Origin of the sequence: Legionella rowbothamii (assembly GCF_900639985.1) — a bacterium.
Taxonomy (GTDB): Bacteria; Pseudomonadota; Gammaproteobacteria; order Legionellales; family Legionellaceae; genus Legionella; species Legionella rowbothamii.
This window is the reverse complement of sequence record NZ_CAAAIM010000001.1, coordinates 158,506-177,028: the sequence shown is the minus strand read 5'-3', so window position 1 is coordinate 177,028 and position 18,523 is coordinate 158,506. Positions and strand designations below refer to the sequence as shown.

Below are 18,523 nucleotides of genomic sequence, written 5' to 3'. Positions count from 1 at the left end.
AAATAATGCAGGTATTAGTATAAGTATATTAGCACGGAAATGAGCACAAAGAGAGCATCGTGCTCGTTTTATGTCTTAATAAGGGCTTATTTAATTTTCCCATATTCGTTTTGAAAATAATTTTATACTTGGGACATTGTTTCTAAATACAAAAGATTCACTTTCTTGATTTGCTTCGCTATAATTGTCTAGTTTTGTCTAATAATGTGAGAAACTACGATCATCAAATTTATTAAAAAGCTGCTTAAGAGAAACAGGGCTCCTACAAATCCTGTTAGCACAGCTTACATCATTCCCAGGAATCATCATTCCATATCTAAAGCGGACATTAGCAGCAATGCATTAAAAGTGCTTAACCGCTTAAATAGTAGTGGATTTCAAGCCTACATTGTCGGTGGCAGTGTTCGTGATCTTTTACTTAATAAAGCACCTAAAGATTTTGATGTTGCGACTAATGCAACACCAAATCAAATCAAAAGCTTGTTTCGTAATGGACGCATTATTGGACGCCGATTTAAGTTGGTCCATGTGCTTTTTCATCGTGAAATTATTGAAGTAGCAACCTTTCGTGGCCACGCTGCTCTTGATGAAAGCCAACAGACGAATGAGCGCGGCATGCTGGTTCGTGATAATACCTTTGGCTCCTTGGATGAAGATGCCTGGCGGCGCGATTTCACCATCAATTCACTTTATTATAATATAGTGGACTCCTCCATTATTGATTTTACTGGCGGCGTTAAGGATGTTCAGGATAAACTTATCCGTATGATTGGCGATCCAGTAACTCGTTATACGGAAGATCCAGTAAGAATGCTGCGTGCAATACGATTTAGTGCCAAACTACATTTTAATCTGGCTCCAGAGACTGAAGCGCCATTCCCTGAAATTAGTTCATTGATTACACATGTCTCCAACTCTCGTTTATTCGATGAAATGACTAAGCTGTATCAATGTGGAAATGCGGAAACAGTCCAGAAATTGCTGATGCAATATGGCTTATTTCAGCATTTATGCCCACAGACAACCGCCCTATTTAATAGCCAGTACCCTGTTAATGCTTTATTAGCAATTGCTCTTGAAAATACAGACACCCGCATCCAAGATGACAAACCAGTCACGCCTGCCTTTTTGTTTGCGGTAATTTTATGGTTTCCAATGATCGAGCGCTCTAAACAATTACAAAGTTCAGGTATGGATCCGTTACCTGCTGTAGAAAAAGCGATGTCTATTGTTATTGCAGAACAAAATAAAATCATTTCAATTCCTAAACGCTACACCCAAATTATTCGCGAAATATGGCTATTACAATACCGTTTTGTAAAACGTTTAGGTGGTAGAGCATTTAACTTATTACAACATCCACGATTTAGAGCAGCTTATGATTTCATGGCCTTGCGTGCGCTTGCCGGTGATGAGTCAATGGAACTCGCGCAATGGTGGACCTCATTCCAAGAAGCAAGTGAGGAAGCACGTAATCAAATGGTGGCTGAACTTAATGCTGGCTCGCCAGCCAAAAAAAGCAGGCGCCGTAGAAAACCTAAAGCCGCAGCACCAAAATGAATATATGCTATCTCGGGTTGGGTTCAAATCAAAAATCACCTGAACGCCAACTCCGACGAGCCATCCAGGCTATCCGTGCATTAAGCTCTACCTCGCTAACTAAAGTATCGAGTTTTCATTGGACCAAAGCCTGGGGTTTACAAGGCCAGCAAGATTTTTGTAATGCCGTAGTTGAAATCAGGACTACCTTAGCGCCTTTGCAGTTATTAAAGGCTTGTCAGTACCTTGAAAAACGACAAGGCAGAGTACGTAAGAAACGCTGGGGACCTAGAGTTATTGATATAGATATACTTACTTATGGTAATAAAACGATCCACATTAATAATTTGACGATTCCTCATCCCTATATTGCATCACGAGATTTCGTACTCCAACCACTTTCTGAAGTAGGGGGAATTAATTTAATAAATAAACTACTCAAAAAACAGCCTACTAGTGCGACTACTCCTTTCTTCCTCACTGAGAGAATAGAGCAAGAAACGCTTTGTGAAGAACTGATATAAACGTATCATCAAAGAAATTATTCTTTTAAAAATTTCTTTTTAATTATGAACACTTACCTCAAATCAGCTACACTTCAAAATAAAGAACATACTTATTGCGAGGGATGCCATGTATACGAATATATTATTTGCTACGGACTTACTCAAAGAACATAGTCATCTCGCTGAAAAAGCAGTTGAAATAGCAAAGCAACTTAATGCTCAACTATACCTTCTACACGTAATCGAATTGCCTGCTAGTATCCAATTAGCTCAAGGGCTTGGATTCACTGAGTTAGTAAATCCCGCAAAAGATGATGCGCAGACGGTTTTATCATTACTTGGAGAGAGTCTTGATATCCCTGAAGAACAACAATTTGTTGAGATTGGCTCAGTTAAAGAGCATATCTTTAGTAAAGTGAAGGAATTAAATTGCCAATTAATCATTCTTGGCAGCCATTCAGTTTCAGGGTTCAGTTCTTTGCTAGGAAGTACAGCACATGCCACCGTAAACCATGCCCCCTGCGATGTATTAACGTTGAGAATAATAAAATAGTTGTGCGTTGGAATGAGGCATATTCATGTTATCATTGCAAGGCTAAGTGAATTTTGTAATGACCTGTAGATTGGGCTCATGGCCCAACCTCCAGGTGAGGTTCTTTACTACTTCTTTTTGGCTTTCGCTTTTTTCTTTTTAGACCAACTCATTAATCGTCTTTTCTTGTTTACTTGACGTTCTGACAGTTTATTTTTCTTCTCAGCAAAGGGATTTGAGCCACCTTTAAATTCAAGTTTCAAAGGAGTACCAACCAGTCCCAAGTGCTTAGTAAACTCATTGTTCAAATAACGTCTATAACTATCCGGTAAATCAGCAAGCTGGTTTCCGTGGATAACGATTACTGGAGGATTGTGCCCACCAAGATGCGCATATCGCAGCTTGATACGTCGACCACTGACACAAGGTGGGGTGTGCTTAGTGCTAATATCTTGTAATAAACGAGTTAACTTTGGTGTGGAAAAGGATTGTACTGCCGAAGCGTAAGCCTCATTAATATCCTTAAATAGAGTGCCAACACCACTGCCATGTAAGGCAGAAATAAATCTGATTTTAGCAAAGCTGGCAAAGTGTAATCTTCTCGATAACTCACTTTTTATTTTTTCTTTATGCTCCTCATCTTTGCCATCCCACTTGTTGACTGCAATAACTAAAGCTTTACCCGACTCAATAATGAAGCCAAGCAAATTCATATCCTGATCAGTAATCCCTTCATTAGCATCAAGAAGTTGTAAACAAACATTCGATTCTTTAATGGCTTGTAAGGTTTTAATTACGGAAAACTTTTCTATTTTTTCATCAATACGTGATTTGCGGCGTACACCTGCTGTGTCAATTAAGACATAGCGCTTTTCATCCCGTGTAAAAGGAATCGAAATACTATCGCGCGTTGTGCCTGGCATATCAAACACCACAACACGTTCCTCACCTAAAATACGGTTAATAAGGGTTGATTTTCCTACATTTGGACGACCTGCAAAGGCAATTTTGATTTCGTCCCCTTCCCTTGCTTCGGCCTCTACTTGAGGTGCAAATGGAGCTAAAACCTCATCAAGCAATGAATAAATACCACTGCCATGGGATGAAGAAATCGAATGAATATCACTAATACCTAAGGATTGAAAATCTGCGCAAGCCACATCATCATCCAGTCCTTCAGTTTTATTAACAACAAGATGGACTTTTTTACTTAATTTTCTTAAATTTTCCGCGATATTCTCATCAATCCCAGTTAAGCCAGAACGCCCATCAACGAGAAAAAGAACGATATCCGCTTCATTTAAAGCAACCGTTGATTGTTTAGACATTAAACTATCAACTTCAATATCATCAACACCAATCCCTCCTGTGTCGACTACTATATAAGACTTACTGTCATGTATTGCTTGACCGTATTGTCTGTCACGCGTTAAACCTGGAAAATCAGCAACAAGAGCATCTTGGGTTTTAGTCAACCGATTAAATAGCGTAGACTTGCCTACATTAGGACGCCCAACCAGTGCAATTACAGGAATCATTATATTAACTCACAGATAGTTTACTAAGTATTCCATTATCAGTTAGCACATAAAGCGTTCGTCCTTTTACGCTAGGAGAAATACTTACCCCACCTGCAGCTTTAAAACGAGCCAGCATTTCACCATTTTGAGGATCGATAAAATGCAGGTATCCCGTTTTATCGCCAACGACTAAATTAGAACCTACAAGTGCCGGCTCCGTTAGTCCTCGCGCCTTTAACACTTTTTGCTTCCAATTAACTTGGCCGCTTTGCTTATTAATGGACCAAATAACGTCGTGGCTATCGCTCACATACAAAGTGTTACCACTTAACAGCATATTTTTATAAACTGAGCCTGGTTTTTTCCAGATGAATTGTCCATCATTCAAGGATAAAGCACCAATATAACCTTGATAGCTAGCCAAATAAGCAACATTACCATCAATAATTGGATCGGCATCAATATCGACCAACTGTTCTACATCGCTCGCGCCTGATGCATAAGCAATACTTCGCTGCCACATTAACCGCCCGCTGCTAATATCATAGGCATCCATCTTTCCATCAGAAAAACCGATTAGCACTAATCCACCAACAACTACTGGAGACGAACTTGCTTTTAAAATTAGGTTAGGTGAGCCATGTTCTGCCATCCAAAGTTGCTTACCATCTTTTGCATTAAAAGCATAAACTTTGCCATCGATAGTTTTGGCAATTACTTTACCGTGCGTCACTGCCGGTGGCGATAATACCTCGCCAGTAACCTTCTTTTGCCAAACTTGTTTTCCATCAGCCTGGTTCAATAGCACCACTGAAGCATTATCGGTGCCAACAGCAAGATAGCCATTACCTAAAGTTGGGCCGCTTACTAAACCATGCTTTAATGGGGTTGTCCAGCGAATTTGACCATCCCGCTTACTGATGGCACGTACTAACCCGCTAGCATCAGCAGTATAAATAATGCTTCCACGAACTACTGGCTTTAGTCTTAAATACTCTTTATTTTTCGTAGATTTACCTACGGGCGCAGACCAGCCCTGCGCTACTTTAATTTTATCGTGTAGTTCTGCCAGCTCTTTAGGTTTAGGGGTATTATCCTTGCCTAATAGATAATCATCAACTTTTGAACATCCTTGCATGGCTACACAAAGAGCTAAAATACTTAATTTAACTTTCATCAAACTAAACCTCATTATGCGGCTTGAGTCTTCTTCTCATCCGAAATCATTGATTGAGTCTTAACGGCAATTTCATTGGTCTTCATTTCTAAAAATAAGTTACCCATTCCATTTACCTTAACCTCGTCCATCGCTTGCTTATAGGAATTCATCGCCTCTTCGTATTTTCCTGTAGCACCATATATATCACCCTTCAATTCATTAATTACGGGTAAATAAGTAGCATCTTCAACGTTGCTTAGCTCGCTTAACGCATTAGCATATGATTTGTTCGCCACAAGAATACGTGCAAGACGAATCTTCGCTATTTGTTTTAAAGTACGTAATTTACTGTTATCAGCCACCATACGTAATTCACTTTGAGCTTGATCCAGTTTATTTTTAGATACATAAACTTTGGCAAGTGTCATATGAGCAGCATCAGCATATACAGACTTGCTGTGGTCTTTAATAAGCTCATTGGCAAAGGATTTTACCGCCTTAGTATTATTATTTGATAAAGCAATCATCATTTGCTCGTAGGCAATAGATGCTTGCTGCGTCAGTTTATCCTGGTGCCAGGTGAAATATCGATAGCCAGCAATACTAAAAAGTATGATCGATATGATAACAGAAATTACATTACCATAGCGTTTCCACCACTTTTTTATCGATTCTAACTGTTCCTCTTCTGTCATATAAACTGACATAACACTCTCTCCTGAACTTTCAACGTAGCCTTATTTCAAATAATCATTTAGGAACTGATTAACCGCAGTTTGATCTACAGTAATCTGTTCCATTCCAGTACGCAAATCCTTAAGACTAATCTTATGATTAGCAAGCTCATCTTCGCCTAAAATTAAAGCCAAACGCGCCCCACTTTTATCGGCCTTCTTAAATTGGCTCTTAAAACTACCACCGGCGGTGTTTACAATAACTTCAACCCTGGGGTATGCCTCACGAATGGATTCAGCAATTACAAGCCCTTTAACGATCGCTTCTTCATTTGTACCAATAATAAATATAGAGTTCGTTTTAGTTTCTTGTTTCAATAACTCTAAGGTTTCCATCAGCAAATAAATACGCTCTACTCCTAATGCAAAACCTGCCGCTGATGTAGGATTACCGCCTAATTGTTCCACCAAAATGTCATAACGACCACCAGCACAAATTGTTGCTTGACTTCCTAGGCGATCAGTAACCCATTCAAATACAGTATGTCCATAATAATCTAGACCTCTTACTAAAACGGGGTTCACAGTATAAGGAATTTTTAATGCATCTAAACCTGCACAAAACGCTTGGAAATGATCAAGACTTTTTCCTTGAAGTACATCAATTAACTTCGGCGCATCGGCAACTAATTGCTGCATTTCAGGATTTTTGCTGTCTAAAATACGTAATGGATTACGAGTTAATCTTCTTTTGCTATCTTCATCAAGCTTATCAATATGATCATTAAGGTATTCTACCAAGATATTTTTATAGTGTTGGCGCTCGGAGAGTTCTCCAAGAGTATTCACTTGTAATTGAACTAAATCAGCAAATCCTAACTCAGTCCAGAATTTGCGACATAGGGCTATTAGCTCCAATTCACTTTGAGCTCCTGGAACGCCAAATGCCTCTACCCCTAATTGGGTAAATTGTCTGTATCGACCTTTTTGAGGACGTTCATGACGAAACATAGCACCTAAATACCATAATTTTTGTTGCTGATTGTGTAGCAACCCATGTTCCAGACAAGCACGAACACAGCCTGCAGTTCCTTCAGGTCGAAGGGTTATGCTATCACCGTTTAAATCATTAAAGGTATACATTTCTTTTTCAACGATGTCGGTAACTTCGCCAATAGTTCGTTTAAAAAGTTGTGTACTTTCTACTAAAGGAAAACGAATTTCCTGATAGCCATAATTGCTAAGACAGGTAATAAACGTATTCTCAATGTGACGCCATAATGCAGTTTTTTCCGGCAAAATATCATTCATGCCTCGGATTGCTTGGATTTTCTCAGCCACCTGTTTTCTCCAAAGGAGACATATCTGGTTTAGGATTTAATATTGATTGCATTTTAGAGATATCTGTTAATTTTACTTCATTGATTGTTTTATTATTCAATGACAAATCAACAGGTGCACTTTTTTCGGAAAACAATTGTTGATTTTCTTGGTTTTTTTGCCACCAAACACCAACAGCAACCATAACCCCTAAAGCAAATAAAATAGTAACCCAACGAATCAAGTGCTCCGCTTTATTCGGTTCGCGTTTCGTTTGTTGCCATAAAGCACGGTCTGCTTTTTTCTCAGGAGCATAACGCTCATTAAACACAGCAAGATAAGGCTCAGGAGAGACATCTAATAGTTTGGCATAGGCGCGTAAATAGCCTTTAGTAAAGACAGCACCTGGCAATGAACTAAACTCATTACTTTCTATGAGTTCGATAACGCGGCTTCTTAAATGCAGCTTATCGGCAACATAATCAACTGTATACCCTTTTTGCTCACGGATGCTCGCAAGTTGTGCTCCGGGATTAATCGCATGAACGATTGTATTATCATCAAGCGTGGTTATTGTACTCATTATTTGCTCCACCTATATCGAGATTTGGATCCATTTTTTTAATAGTTTGTTTATACATTGCAGCTATTTCATATTGGCCAGCTTTTTCTGCAACTTCCTTGGCCAAAAACAACAAAGTCCTATCATTTAAAACTAAATCAGCATGTTTTTTTACTAGTGCATACGCACTTGTATTACGACCACTCGTCGCTTCAATTTTAACTAATTCGTAAAAAGAAACTTTTCTTGATGGGTCCTGATTTAATGCCTTTATAAAATAAGGCCTCGCATGCTCTATCTGATTTGCAGATAAAGCACAAAGCCCTGCATTCTCATAAGCACCTGCAGTATGCACATAGTGCAAATCTGCAGCAGCCTTTAAAAAATAATACTCAGCTTCTTTATAATTGCCCTGCCGACATAAAAAAGCACCATAATTATTAAGTTGTGCTCCTGCGTTACCCGTCAAAGACAAAGCCTTTAAATAAAACATCTTCGCTTGTGCTGGCTCACTAGTTTGCTCAAGATAATAAGCCATTGCTGAATTAGCATCGGCGGATCTTGGCTCTTGTTCTAAAGCAGTTAGTAATTTCTTTTTCGCTCGAGGCCTATCACCTTGTTTTAAATACCCTAATCCTAACTGCACGTTATACGCTGAAGCCTTAGAGAGATCTGGCTTTGTGAGTGTTTGGCGATCATTTGCATTATTATTATGCATGCATCCTTGCAAGAGCAAACACAAGGCGATGCCAGAGAAATAACGTACGTTCAACACGATGCTCACATAACGATTCACAAAAGAATCGGCATTATACCTGCTAACAGGTAAATTAAAAATATTTAATCACGAATAAAGTCAAACGATGAATCGTCACCTATTTCATTTTACGCGACAAAGTTATCCTGCCTTCCCATCTGTTTTAGTCTCGGAGCCAGGTTTGGTCATAAAATTCAATTTTTGCCAGCGCTGAGAGCGGCTCGTTCTGTCTTTTACTTCACCCGCCAATTGGCCACAAGCAGCATCAATATCATCACCTCGTGTTTTACGTGTGATTGTATTAATTCCATGAGCAATTAACTTATCTCTAAACGCATCAATAGCTTCTTGTGGAGAGCGTTCATAATGCGCCATAGGAAATGGATTAAAGGGGATCAAATTCACTTTAGATGGAACGTTTTTCAGTAACTTAATTAACTGATTTGCATGTTCGGGTTGATCGTTCACCCCTTTTAACATCACGTATTCAAAAGTCACTTTTCTTCTTGGCTCATCTTTAAAATAAGATTTGCATAAAGCCATAAGCTGTGCCAAAGGATACTTTTTATTAATAGGCACCAACTCATTACGTAATTCATCATTAGGAGCATGTAATGAAACGGCAAGCGCTACTGGACTAGCTTCTCTTAAACGCTCTAAATCGGGTAAGACACCGGATGTGCTTAGGGTTACTCGTCGTTTTGATAGACCATATGCAAAATCGTCCATCATAATATTCATTGCTGAAACAACATTATCAAAATTAAGTAAGGGCTCACCCATACCCATCATAACCACATTCGTAACACGTTTATCATGGACTCCCTGGCTAGCAGATAATTCTCTAACTGCGAGCCAAACCTGACCAATAATTTCTGCAGTTGTTAAATTACGATTAAATCCTTGTTTTGCTGTAGAGCAAAAAGAACAATTTAAAGCGCAGCCAACCTGTGATGAAACACAGAGAGTTCCGCGATTTGCTTCAGGAATAAATACTGTTTCAATGCAGTTACCACAATCAAGCTTAAGTAACCACTTATGAGTGCCATCACTTGATTTTTGACAAGCAATGATTTCAGGCACTTGAACATAGGAAAGCTGGGAAAGCTTTGCCTTCAAAGCCTTCCCCAAATTGGTCATTTGAGCAAAATCGACTAAGCCAGTTTGATGAATCCATTGGATTAGCTGTTGAGCACGATAAGGTTTTTCCCCCCATGAACTCAATAGCTCTCGCATTTGCTGATAATTATAATTCAATAGATTTACTTTTTGCTCAGTCATTTTTACTCCAAACCTTATTCTTATCGCTCACAAATTTCGTGTGGTTCAAAGAAGAAAGCAATTTCACGAGCTGCATTTTCTAAACTGTCAGAACCGTGAACCGCATTTGCATCAATACTGTCAGCGAAATCAGCACGAATAGTGCCTGGGGCTGCTTCTTTAGGGTTAGTAGCGCCCATGATGTCTCTGTTTTTCATTACAGCATTGTCGCCTTTTAATACTTGAATCATTACAGGACCAGAAATCATGAACTCAACTAAGTCGTTGAAAAAAGGACGAGCACGGTGAATGTCATAGAAGTTTTCAGCTTGCTCGCGAGATAAACGAGCCATTCTTGCAGCAATAATATCTAAACCAGCATCTTCAAAACGGGTATAAATTTTACCAATTACAGACTTAGCTACAGCATCCGGTTTAATAATCGATAATGTTAATTCTTTTGCCATTATGCACACTCCATAGGAATTAATAGTTAAAGCGCGCTATTATACACGAAATAGATGCTTTATGGCTAATATAAATTCATTAGGCGTGAGCCGAGCTTTATTGTACGACTGAAAAGCAACTATCGTGCTACGCGCAGCTTCAGCTGTGGGCAATTTGCAAGAGATCTTATGAGTCAGTGGGTAAAGACCTTGGAAATTCGGCTGATGCAGTTAAAGTACCCGTTGTGCCCTTAGCCGATGTCATTTCGAATTCCCAGGGTCTGACTGCGAGCTCCCTTCTTGTTATAAGCAATCAAAATACATTCATTAAATTAAGCCTTTTCAAGCTGGCCTATACTTTTATCAAAATATAAAGATTCTCTATTGATGAGATCCTGCTCAGAATTAATCTTATATTCAGGCAAAATTTTAATTAGCTCAACAACCCGCAAAATAGTCTCATAAAATTGTGTTCTAAATCCATTTGCGAAGATAGTCATATCCTCTACACGCTCTTGAAAAGCACGAGTTTTATCATCAAAATGAAGAACTATATCCGTAAGATCTGAGATACTCTCTATAATTTTCCTTTTCAAATCATCATTTAATGATAATTTAAGCTGTTCATTCATTTTTTCGACAAAGAGTAAGGGATCACTTTGCAACTTAGGATTAGTTAAATCACAATAAATTAAAGCAAAATTAACTGCCTTACGAACTTTGCTTTTGTCTTCAGTAAGACCTTCTTTTTTTAATATTTGGGTGATTGAAGTAATACTCTTCTCAAGAGCTTTATTAAATTCAGCCGAAAGTTTTATTAGAAAATTTTGGCTGCTTGAAATTAAATGATTATGCTCTCCTTCTTTTTGATGATATTCCTCGCCTAAAGCAAGAAGTTGTTGGCGTGCATTTTCCAGTGCTTCGCGAGTACTCGCACCAGGCGATGATTCATCCTTAGAGTTTTCCCCAGACAATAAATAATCAATAAAAAGCTTTTGTACGTAGACATGATAATCATTTGCCTGCTGTAATACGATCCCGTTAAGAACATTCCTTAACGGTATTTGCAGCACTTTATGATAAAAACTAAACGTGCTTTTTACAGCTGCGACTAAATCAATTTGCGCTAAATTGATATGATATCTATTTAGAATACGCTCAGCGGTTATCACCCCGTAAGTTGAAAACCAGTGGCTTAAGTCATTCTCTGATTTTTCTCCGCTCATTTTTCATCCAATTTAATTTATTTGCAGTATGTGATATAAGAATATTTATTTGAAAGTATAGTGTATTTCCCAGATGTTAAAACGATTAGATACTGATTTACAAACATTAAATGAATTTCTCCAAATTAAAACCCCCAAATTGTGGTTAGATCATGCTGCTCAGCAAATTCCTTTATTACTAGTTGATCACGCACACTGTGAACGAAAAGCAGCCGCTACTGCCATTAATTTTATGAGTAAATATCCTGAACGTAAGGAACTTATTGAGGTTATGTCCCCATTAGCACGCGAAGAGCTCCTGCATTTTGAAAAGGTCGTAAATGTAATGACTAAGCGTGGAATTAAGTTTGGCCCATTGCATCCCTCAGGCTATGCTACTGTATTACATAAACAAGTCACACGTAAGGATGGTACTGAACGCTTATGTGATCAGCTGATTGTCGGTGCTATTATTGAGGCCCGCTCCTGTGAACGTTTTTATGCGATTATGCCTTACATTGAAGACGAGCCTTTAGCAAAATTTTACGGCACACTGGTTAAATCTGAGGCTCGACATTTTGAAGATTATTTACGTTTGGCTAATTTATATGGGGGGGATGTAAGTAAGCGCATTGCTAAATTTTTAGCAGTTGAAAATGAATTTATTTTAACTGCAGATACGGTATTTCGCTTTCACAGCGGGATACCAGATGTGGGCATGCAAAGCTCCTAGTTACAATAGCATACCGCCATTGCTTCGCCAAGGCTCGCAATGACAGCTTTTTATTTAATTTCAAATAACATGCCTAAGGAGGGCTTGGACTATCAGTATCAAGCTCTTGACGGTATTGTACTTCTGATGCTCGATTTAAAAACTCATTTAATCCATTGCCAGGATCATTTTTTAGCTCATCAAAGGCTTCCGCAGTTAAAGGTTCATGCCCTTCTTTAGTTCTAAATCCTTTCTCATTATTCGGGTCAATTTCATATCCACGTTCATTTAACCACAGGGAAACTAAAGTTCTTAGACCTTGAGGGAGATTTTCTGTTGCTTTCAGCTCCTCATCACCAGCAAGTAATTTTACTTCTAATTTATTACCCTTCCCTATTGTAACGTCGTGAACTAATGTGGGTAAATCCACTCTGGGATTACCACGCAGCTTATCTAAAAGAGTATCTTTCATATCGATAACACCATTTTTTAGAGCATGCTTTAGCGGGACTATATAGGGTGCCGTTTTCTCATTCACCTCTTGATTCGTGGCTGCAACAAATGCGGATAAAACAGACGTCAAGGCCATCATGGACGATTTCCAGTCATGAATTGAACTTTGTTCAGAACCCATTACTGATTTAAGCTTATCTAGAAAAATATCCTGTTTCGTAATCGCTCTTCCTTTTTCATCATAACGTTCAACGGCTTGTTTCTTTATTTTGTCAATTTCGTCGGCCATGGCGGCTTTTCGGAGCTCGTCTGCTTGATCTTTGGCTGCTAAAAAGGCTTTCTTAGCATTCGCTTCAGCTAAACGCCTAGCCTCATCATCCATCCCCTTTTTCTTTTGGGCTATTTCATCTTGAGTTGATCTATCTTCTGCCATCTTTAGCTCCTAAAACGAATCATACGTGGGTAAAACAAAGCCCTTTTGTATTATGATAACACAATCGTTTCGGATTGTCATCCCAGCCACTAAATACATAACGTAGTTTCATCATAACATTCAACAGCTTGTTTCTTTATTTTGTCAATTGCCTCGGCCAAGGCCGCTTTTCGGAGTTCATCTGTTTGATCTTTGGCTGCTAGAAAGGCTTTCTTAGCATTCTATTCAGCTAAACGTCTAGCCTCATCATCTATTCCCTTTTTCTTTTGGGCTATTTCATCTTGAGTCGATATATTTTCTGGCATCGTTAACTCCTCAAAAAGATTTACATATGGGTAAAATAAAGCCCTTTTGTACTAGAATAACACAGCAGCCTAGGGTTATCATCCCAATCACTAAGTACATAACGTGCAAACTCTTCTTGCTCAACAGGATAGGTTGTTACACCGGGTTTATGAGTATGCCCATGAATAAGTTGGGTAACCCCATGCTCTTGCATATGGCGTATTACGGAGTCAGTAACCACATCCATTTGTTCCATCGATTTACTCACATTACTTTGGCTGCGGGTGCGTACCTGATTCACTAAACGCTCACGATATTTTGACGATAAGCTTAAAAATAAAGCAGGAAAAATTTTATTGCGAGTAAGAAGTCTGAAGCGCTGGTGAGCCACATCTTTAGTGCAATAACGATCCCCATGCACTAACATTATTTTTTCATTATCTAAATAAATAATCGTTGGTTCTTTTAAAACAGACCATCCTGCCAATTTGGCAAAACTTTTTCCTAATAAAAAATCTCGATTGCCATGCATATAAAACAAATTAATCCCTTGTCGTGTTACTGCATGTAATTGTTCTGCAATGCCCCTACTCCAATCATTGAGTGTATCATCACCAGCCCAGGCATGAAAAAAATCACCTAAAATATAAATATTTTTTACTGAATGCTGTACGGCCCATTTTAGAAAAGATTCAAAATGAGCCTGAATGCCGTATTCTTCTGGATGTAAATGAAGATCAGAAATAAAAACAGCATCAATCATAAAGGCTCGATGTGGATATGGTCATCTAATAGATAGATTTGGCATGGGCCATTATGGGGTTCAATGGCATCACTCAAACGATAAAATCCAGCAATTGATACCAACTCAGCTTCCAGTGACTGACAAAAAATACGCGCGTCTTTATCACCAGATATTCCAGCTAAAGCTCTACCACGCAAAGCGCCGTAAACATGGATTGAACCATCAGCTAATAATTCAGCACCATGACTTACAGAGGAAGTCACGATTAAATCAGCATTTTTAGCTACAAATTGTTGTCCAGAACGAACCGGTGTTGTTAATAATTTAGTTTTTGCTGCCTCAGGCTGTTGTTGAGCGGGCTCAATAGAACGCTCAATAATTGGCTTATCTTGAGTCGCAGAAGCATGCAATACTGCTAAGCCTTGGCATTGAGCCAATGTATCATGCAAAGGACTTCCACCCTGAATAGCAACAGGAATCATCCCATTGGCACGTGCTACTTGAATTAAAGCATTCAAATCAAACTCTAACTGATAAACCGCAGCAAGATCAAAAACAACTGGTGTTCTATCAAAAAGCTTGGGGGCTCTTGTCACAGTTTCAACCAATTGCTGGGCAAAAACTTCACTATCAGTATTCAGTACTTGCAAAACAGTGAAGGTATAAAGTCGGCCTTTAAGCTTAAATGCTTGAGTTTGTGTTGTATTTTCACTCATGAGTATGATATCCATAACCAGATTTTTTGTTTATACTAACATTTATACTAACATGTGAAAAACAATAACAGAAGGATATTAAGGTGGATAAACGGTGGTTTGAACAATATCAGAATGGCGTTCCACATGAAATTGACCCCAGTCAATACTCTTCCCTTGTCGCTTTGTTCAAAGAATCATGCACTAATCATGCAACAAAAGTAGCTTATTCCAATTTAGGATCCGAGATTACTTTTGCTGAATTAGAAGAACTAAGCCACAGTTTCGCAGCCTACCTCCAACAGCTTAAATTGGAAAAAGGCGCGCGTATCGCTATTATGATGCCCAACTTATTGCAGTACCCCGTTGCACTGTTTGGTATTCTACTTGCGGGCTATGTCGTAGTGAATACGAACCCTTTATATACAACTGATGAAGTGATTCATCAAATGAATGATGCAGGCGCTGAAGCAATTATTGTGCTTGCTAATTTTGCCAAAACGGTTCAAAACGCATTACCATCAACTCCCACAATAAAGCACGTTATCGTAACGCAAATCGGTGATTTATTTCCTCCAGTAAAACGCTTTATTGTTAATGCAGTTGTAAAATACATTAAAAAAATGGTCCCTACTTATACTATCCCACATGCTGTTGCCTTTAACTACGCATTACTTGAAGGCAAGCAATCCACCTTACACCATGTCGAGCTAAATCATAGTGACATTGCTTTTTTACAATACACTGGTGGTACAACTGGGGTTGCTAAAGGCGCGATTTTAACCCATGGAAATTTGGTTGCTAATTTGTTGCAAGCCTATGCATGGATATCCCCCGCCTTACAGGACGAAAAAGAAGTCATTGTGACCGCGCTACCTTTGTATCACATCTTCTCGTTAACAGCGAATTGCCTAACCTTTATGAAGATGGGGGCAAAAAACATACTAATAACCAATCCCCGAGATATGAAGCACTTCATTAAAGAAATAAAAAACTGTGGATTCACTACCATTACTGGTGTTAATACCTTGTTTAATGGATTACTTAATCATCCTCAATTTAAAGAAGTAGATTTCAGCAAACTAAGATTATCCTTATCGGGTGGAATGGCCTTACAAAAAAGTGTTGCTCTACGTTGGAGAGAAGTAACCAAATCCCCTATATTAGAAGCTTATGGACTAACAGAAACAAGCCCTGCGGCAACTATCAACCCAATGACACTTTCCGATTACAATGGCAGCATTGGCTTGCCTCTTCCTTCCACAGACATTGTGATACTTGATGATGAAGAAAATGAAGTCCCCATTGGCTCCAGTGGAGAAATTTGTATTAAAGGCCCTCAGGTTACACCTGGATATTGGAAGCGGCCTGATGAAACTGCTTTGGTCTTTACCAAATCAGGCTATTTAAAAACTGGCGATATCGGCAGGATGGATGAAGAGGGTTTTATCTATCTGGTTGACAGAAAAAAAGACATGCTCCTGGTTTCTGGATTCAATGTATATCCAAATGAAGTAGAGCAAGTCATTAGCATGCACCCAGGGGTTCTTGAGGTCGGTGTGGTTGGCGTACCCGATGGAGAATCAGGTGAGCGTGTTAAAGCCTGTATCGTAAGAAAGGATCCTAACTTAACTGCCGAAGCGGTGATTGCGTATTGTCGCGAGCATTTAACTGCCTATAAGGTCCCTAAAATTGTGGAGTTTTTTAATGAGCTTCCTAAAACAAATGTAGGTAAAATTTTGCGTCGTGCATTGAAATAGCAAAACCAGCATTAAACATAATGCTCTTTCTAATTAGCGCGGTAAAACCGCGCTAATTCAGTTTCTATAACAAGATGATACTTAACACGAATTAGAACAGCGACACACCCAGGTTGCTTCTTTGCTCTCCCAACCTCGGTACTCATTCAACAATCAACTGCTTCATAATCTTCGCGGTGGCTCCCCACACCCAATCGTCATTAAAAACAAACTCACAGCTTTTTAAACGAAAGCGCCCTCGCTCCACGACTATATCCTTATAGTTTTTTGCCGATTGCACCAAGGGCATAGGAATCATAATCAATCGTGCTACTTCGTCAGGGTTCATCTGATAAGGATTAACGGATTCAATATGAGCAAACCAAGGCTGGATAATTTTACCTAATAAAGTAGGTTGAGGATCTAAAGCTCTTATTAATGTGACCCGGTCTCCAGCAATTCCTAGTTCCTCATACAGCTCCCTTAACCCCGTAGCATATAAATCTTGATCGCCCTCTTCCCAAGTTCCACCAGGAAAACAAACCTCACCCGGATGAGCACGAAGATTTTCTTTGCGCTTTGTTAAAATGAGTGAGTCTGAGGCACGCTCATACAAAACCATAACCGCCGCAGGAATGGGATCCCCCTCACTGAATTCACTTAAGTCCATTAATTATCGCCGCAATTTTGATAAAACATTCACGATATTCGTCTTCACAATTAGAGTCAATAACTATACCCCCACCTGCAGCGAGGTGTAATAGATTATTTTTAGCAATCACTGTTCTTATCGCAATGTTCGTATCAAAATACCCATGTCGGGAAAAATAACCAATAGAACCGCAATAAACCCCCCGGGCATAAGGTTCTTCTTGGCTAATAATCTGCATGGATTCAATTTTGGGTGCACCAGTAATTGAGCCCCCAGGAAAACAAGAGAAAAAAGCATCTAAAGGATGAATGGTATCTAAACATTGGGCCTCGATGGTACTCACTAAATGATGTACTGAATTATAACTTTCAATAGCACATAAAGAGGTTACGCGCACGGAGCCTGGTTTAGCTATTTTTCCCAGATCATTACGTAGCAAATCAACAATCATGACATTTTCAGCTTTGTTTTTCTCACTCGCTTCCAATTCATCGATTAAGCGCTGATCTTCGACGGGATCGGCTGAACGACCGATGGTTCCTTTAATAGGTGATGTAAGTAGTTTACCTTTATCGTATAGAAGAAAACGCTCAGGCGAGAAACTTAAAATGTCAGCATCCTGGGTTCGTAAAAAGGCAGAAAATGGAACTGGATTTTTACGACTTATTTTTTGATAAAAACCCCAACTGTCCCCTTCATATCGTGCATGAAATGGCTGAGTTAGGTTGGTTTGATAACATCTGCCTTTTATTAAAGAATGATGGATCGAGTTAAATGCTTCTTGGTATTCATCTTGAGAAATTAAGGGATTAAAATCACAGGTTAACTCCCCCTGGCTTGGTTCATCCTGGATACCATTCCATAAAGATAAAACCTCATCAATAATATTCTTAGTTGAGAGTTGAGTATTCGCAGCAAATAAAGTTACTTTCTTGAGTTGATGGTCAACAATAATAGCCCAATCATACAATCCTAAATCCAATAAAGGCATTGTCTCCAAGCTAGGTTGCGAAAAGGACTCAATACCAACCAGCTGAGCCCCTAAATCATAGGAAATATAACCTATTGCCCCACCTTGAAACGGAAGATCGGCCACAGAGTCTTGCACGGTTAAAACTTCGCGTAATGAGGATAATATTTCGGATACATTTTGCGTTTGAGGATCGAGCCTAAACCGATCATATGGATAAGCACTCACGAGATCATAACGTGCCTGAGAACGGTCTGTACTTTCCAAAAGCACAAATCCTGGTAAGTGACGCAATTTCTGATAGTACTCTTGCATTAAAGGGAAATAATCGAGCATCATGAGCACGGATTGCTTTATAG

Annotated in this window: 19 protein-coding genes; 5 read left to right on the top strand and 14 right to left on the bottom strand. The window is 39.1% G+C overall.

The genetic code is table 11. The features are described from left to right. Positions 1-240 precede the first annotated feature (240 nt). From pcnB to E1P08_RS00760, 3 genes are all read left to right on the top strand, one after another. Positions 241-1,560, top strand: a complete 1,320-nt coding sequence (gene pcnB, locus E1P08_RS00770; RefSeq protein ID WP_133135121.1) for a polynucleotide adenylyltransferase PcnB — start codon at positions 241-243, stop codon at positions 1,558-1,560. Next, on the top strand, positions 1,557-2,063 hold the full coding sequence (gene folK, locus E1P08_RS00765; RefSeq protein ID WP_133135120.1) for a 2-amino-4-hydroxy-6-hydroxymethyldihydropteridine diphosphokinase: 507 nt from the start codon (positions 1,557-1,559) through the stop codon (positions 2,061-2,063). The genes pcnB and folK overlap by 4 nt, the downstream gene beginning before the upstream one ends. A 109-nt stretch (positions 2,064-2,172) precedes the next feature. Next, entirely contained in the window at positions 2,173-2,598 is a 426-nt protein-coding gene (locus E1P08_RS00760; protein ID WP_133135119.1) for a universal stress protein, read from the top strand. A gap of 107 nt (positions 2,599-2,705) precedes the next feature. Here the strand turns inward: E1P08_RS00760 and der are convergent, their stop codons facing one another. The 9 genes from der to E1P08_RS00715 form a co-directional block, all read right to left on the bottom strand. Next, positions 2,706-4,115 (bottom strand): ribosome biogenesis GTPase Der, encoded by a 1,410-nt coding sequence (gene der, locus E1P08_RS00755; protein WP_133135118.1) that lies wholly within the window; start codon positions 4,113-4,115, stop codon positions 2,706-2,708. Positions 4,116-4,119: 4 nt separating this feature from the next. Then, positions 4,120-5,274, bottom strand: a complete 1,155-nt coding sequence (gene bamB, locus E1P08_RS00750; RefSeq protein ID WP_133135117.1) for an outer membrane protein assembly factor BamB — start codon at positions 5,272-5,274, stop codon at positions 4,120-4,122. A gap of 14 nt (positions 5,275-5,288) precedes the next feature. Beyond that, positions 5,289-5,963 (bottom strand): YfgM family protein, encoded by a 675-nt coding sequence (locus E1P08_RS00745; RefSeq protein WP_133135116.1) that lies wholly within the window; start codon positions 5,961-5,963, stop codon positions 5,289-5,291. A gap of 30 nt (positions 5,964-5,993) precedes the next feature. Then, entirely contained in the window at positions 5,994-7,271 is a 1,278-nt protein-coding gene (gene hisS / locus E1P08_RS00740; RefSeq protein ID WP_133135115.1) for a histidine--tRNA ligase, read from the bottom strand. After that, positions 7,264-7,833, bottom strand: coding sequence for a helix-turn-helix domain-containing protein (locus E1P08_RS00735; protein ID WP_133135114.1), 570 nt, complete (start codon positions 7,831-7,833; stop codon positions 7,264-7,266). The genes hisS and E1P08_RS00735 overlap by 8 nt, the downstream gene beginning before the upstream one ends. Continuing rightward, positions 7,811-8,590: a type IV pilus biogenesis/stability protein PilW gene (gene pilW, locus E1P08_RS00730; protein WP_133135965.1), complete on the bottom strand. Its 780-nt coding sequence runs from the start codon at positions 8,588-8,590 to the stop codon at positions 7,811-7,813. The genes E1P08_RS00735 and pilW overlap by 23 nt, the downstream gene beginning before the upstream one ends. 120 nt (positions 8,591-8,710) lie before the next feature. Continuing rightward, positions 8,711-9,850, bottom strand: coding sequence for a dual-specificity RNA methyltransferase RlmN (gene rlmN, locus E1P08_RS00725; protein ID WP_133135113.1), 1,140 nt, complete (start codon positions 9,848-9,850; stop codon positions 8,711-8,713). Positions 9,851-9,870: 20 nt separating this feature from the next. After that, positions 9,871-10,296, bottom strand: a complete 426-nt coding sequence (gene ndk / locus E1P08_RS00720) for a nucleoside-diphosphate kinase (RefSeq protein ID WP_133135112.1) — start codon at positions 10,294-10,296, stop codon at positions 9,871-9,873. 311 nt (positions 10,297-10,607) lie between these two features. Further along, positions 10,608-11,501: a hypothetical protein gene (locus E1P08_RS00715; protein ID WP_133135111.1), complete on the bottom strand. Its 894-nt coding sequence runs from the start codon at positions 11,499-11,501 to the stop codon at positions 10,608-10,610. 73 nt (positions 11,502-11,574) lie between these two features. Here E1P08_RS00715 and E1P08_RS00710 point away from each other — a divergent pair, with 73 nt between their 5' ends. Continuing rightward, positions 11,575-12,213 carry a MiaE family protein gene (locus E1P08_RS00710; RefSeq protein ID WP_133135110.1) on the top strand — a complete coding sequence of 213 codons (639 nt, stop codon included), beginning with the start codon at positions 11,575-11,577 and terminating at the stop codon, positions 12,211-12,213. A 73-nt stretch (positions 12,214-12,286) separates the two neighbouring features. On the opposite strand, the gene E1P08_RS00705 is transcribed toward E1P08_RS00710, so the two are convergent. The 3 genes from E1P08_RS00705 to minC form a co-directional block, all read right to left on the bottom strand. Next, positions 12,287-13,078 carry a hypothetical protein gene (locus E1P08_RS00705; protein WP_133135109.1) on the bottom strand — a complete coding sequence of 264 codons (792 nt, stop codon included), beginning with the start codon at positions 13,076-13,078 and terminating at the stop codon, positions 12,287-12,289. 325 nt (positions 13,079-13,403) lie between these two features. Next, a complete protein-coding gene (locus E1P08_RS00700) occupies positions 13,404-14,126 on the bottom strand; it encodes a UDP-2,3-diacylglucosamine diphosphatase (protein WP_133135108.1) in 723 nt (240 codons plus the stop codon). Continuing rightward, entirely contained in the window at positions 14,123-14,824 is a 702-nt protein-coding gene (gene minC / locus E1P08_RS00695) for a septum site-determining protein MinC (protein ID WP_165485043.1), read from the bottom strand. The genes E1P08_RS00700 and minC overlap by 4 nt, the downstream gene beginning before the upstream one ends. Before the next feature lie 83 nt (positions 14,825-14,907). On the opposite strand from minC, the gene E1P08_RS00690 reads away from it, so the two are divergent. After that, positions 14,908-16,563, top strand: coding sequence for an AMP-binding protein (locus E1P08_RS00690; RefSeq protein WP_133135106.1), 1,656 nt, complete (start codon positions 14,908-14,910; stop codon positions 16,561-16,563). A 142-nt stretch (positions 16,564-16,705) separates the two neighbouring features. Here the strand turns inward: E1P08_RS00690 and E1P08_RS00685 are convergent, their stop codons facing one another. Both E1P08_RS00685 and pabB read right to left on the bottom strand, forming a co-directional pair. After that, the gene (locus E1P08_RS00685) at positions 16,706-17,212 is read right to left on the bottom strand and encodes an NUDIX hydrolase (protein ID WP_133135105.1); all 507 of its coding nucleotides are present in this window, start codon (positions 17,210-17,212) and stop codon (positions 16,706-16,708) included. After that, entirely contained in the window at positions 17,199-18,521 is a 1,323-nt protein-coding gene (gene pabB / locus E1P08_RS00680) for an aminodeoxychorismate synthase component I (protein ID WP_165485092.1), read from the bottom strand. Before pabB ends, E1P08_RS00685 begins: the two co-directional genes overlap by 14 nt. Positions 18,522-18,523 lie beyond the last annotated feature (2 nt).

Excerpts from the sequence above, each read along its gene's own strand:
- folK (WP_133135120.1), top strand. The coding sequence starts at position 1,557 with ATGAATATATGCTATCTCGGGTTGGGTTCAAATCAAAAATCACCTGAA.
- E1P08_RS00760 (WP_133135119.1), top strand. The coding sequence starts at position 2,173 with ATGTATACGAATATATTATTTGCTACGGACTTACTCAAAGAACATAGT.
- der (WP_133135118.1), bottom strand. The coding sequence starts at position 4,115 with ATGATTCCTGTAATTGCACTGGTTGGGCGTCCTAATGTAGGCAAGTCT.
- bamB (WP_133135117.1), bottom strand. The coding sequence starts at position 5,274 with ATGAAAGTTAAATTAAGTATTTTAGCTCTTTGTGTAGCCATGCAAGGA.
- E1P08_RS00745 (WP_133135116.1), bottom strand. The coding sequence starts at position 5,963 with ATGTCAGTTTATATGACAGAAGAGGAACAGTTAGAATCGATAAAAAAG.
- E1P08_RS00735 (WP_133135114.1), bottom strand. The coding sequence starts at position 7,833 with ATGAGTACAATAACCACGCTTGATGATAATACAATCGTTCATGCGATT.
- rlmN (WP_133135113.1), bottom strand. The coding sequence starts at position 9,850 with ATGACTGAGCAAAAAGTAAATCTATTGAATTATAATTATCAGCAAATG.
- ndk (WP_133135112.1), bottom strand. The coding sequence starts at position 10,296 with ATGGCAAAAGAATTAACATTATCGATTATTAAACCGGATGCTGTAGCT.
- E1P08_RS00715 (WP_133135111.1), bottom strand. The coding sequence starts at position 11,501 with ATGAGCGGAGAAAAATCAGAGAATGACTTAAGCCACTGGTTTTCAACT.
- E1P08_RS00710 (WP_133135110.1), top strand. The coding sequence starts at position 11,575 with ATGTTAAAACGATTAGATACTGATTTACAAACATTAAATGAATTTCTC.
- E1P08_RS00705 (WP_133135109.1), bottom strand. The coding sequence starts at position 13,078 with ATGGCAGAAGATAGATCAACTCAAGATGAAATAGCCCAAAAGAAAAAG.
- E1P08_RS00700 (WP_133135108.1), bottom strand. The coding sequence starts at position 14,126 with ATGATTGATGCTGTTTTTATTTCTGATCTTCATTTACATCCAGAAGAA.
- minC (WP_165485043.1), bottom strand. The coding sequence starts at position 14,824 with ATGAGTGAAAATACAACACAAACTCAAGCATTTAAGCTTAAAGGCCGA.
- E1P08_RS00685 (WP_133135105.1), bottom strand. The coding sequence starts at position 17,212 with ATGGACTTAAGTGAATTCAGTGAGGGGGATCCCATTCCTGCGGCGGTT.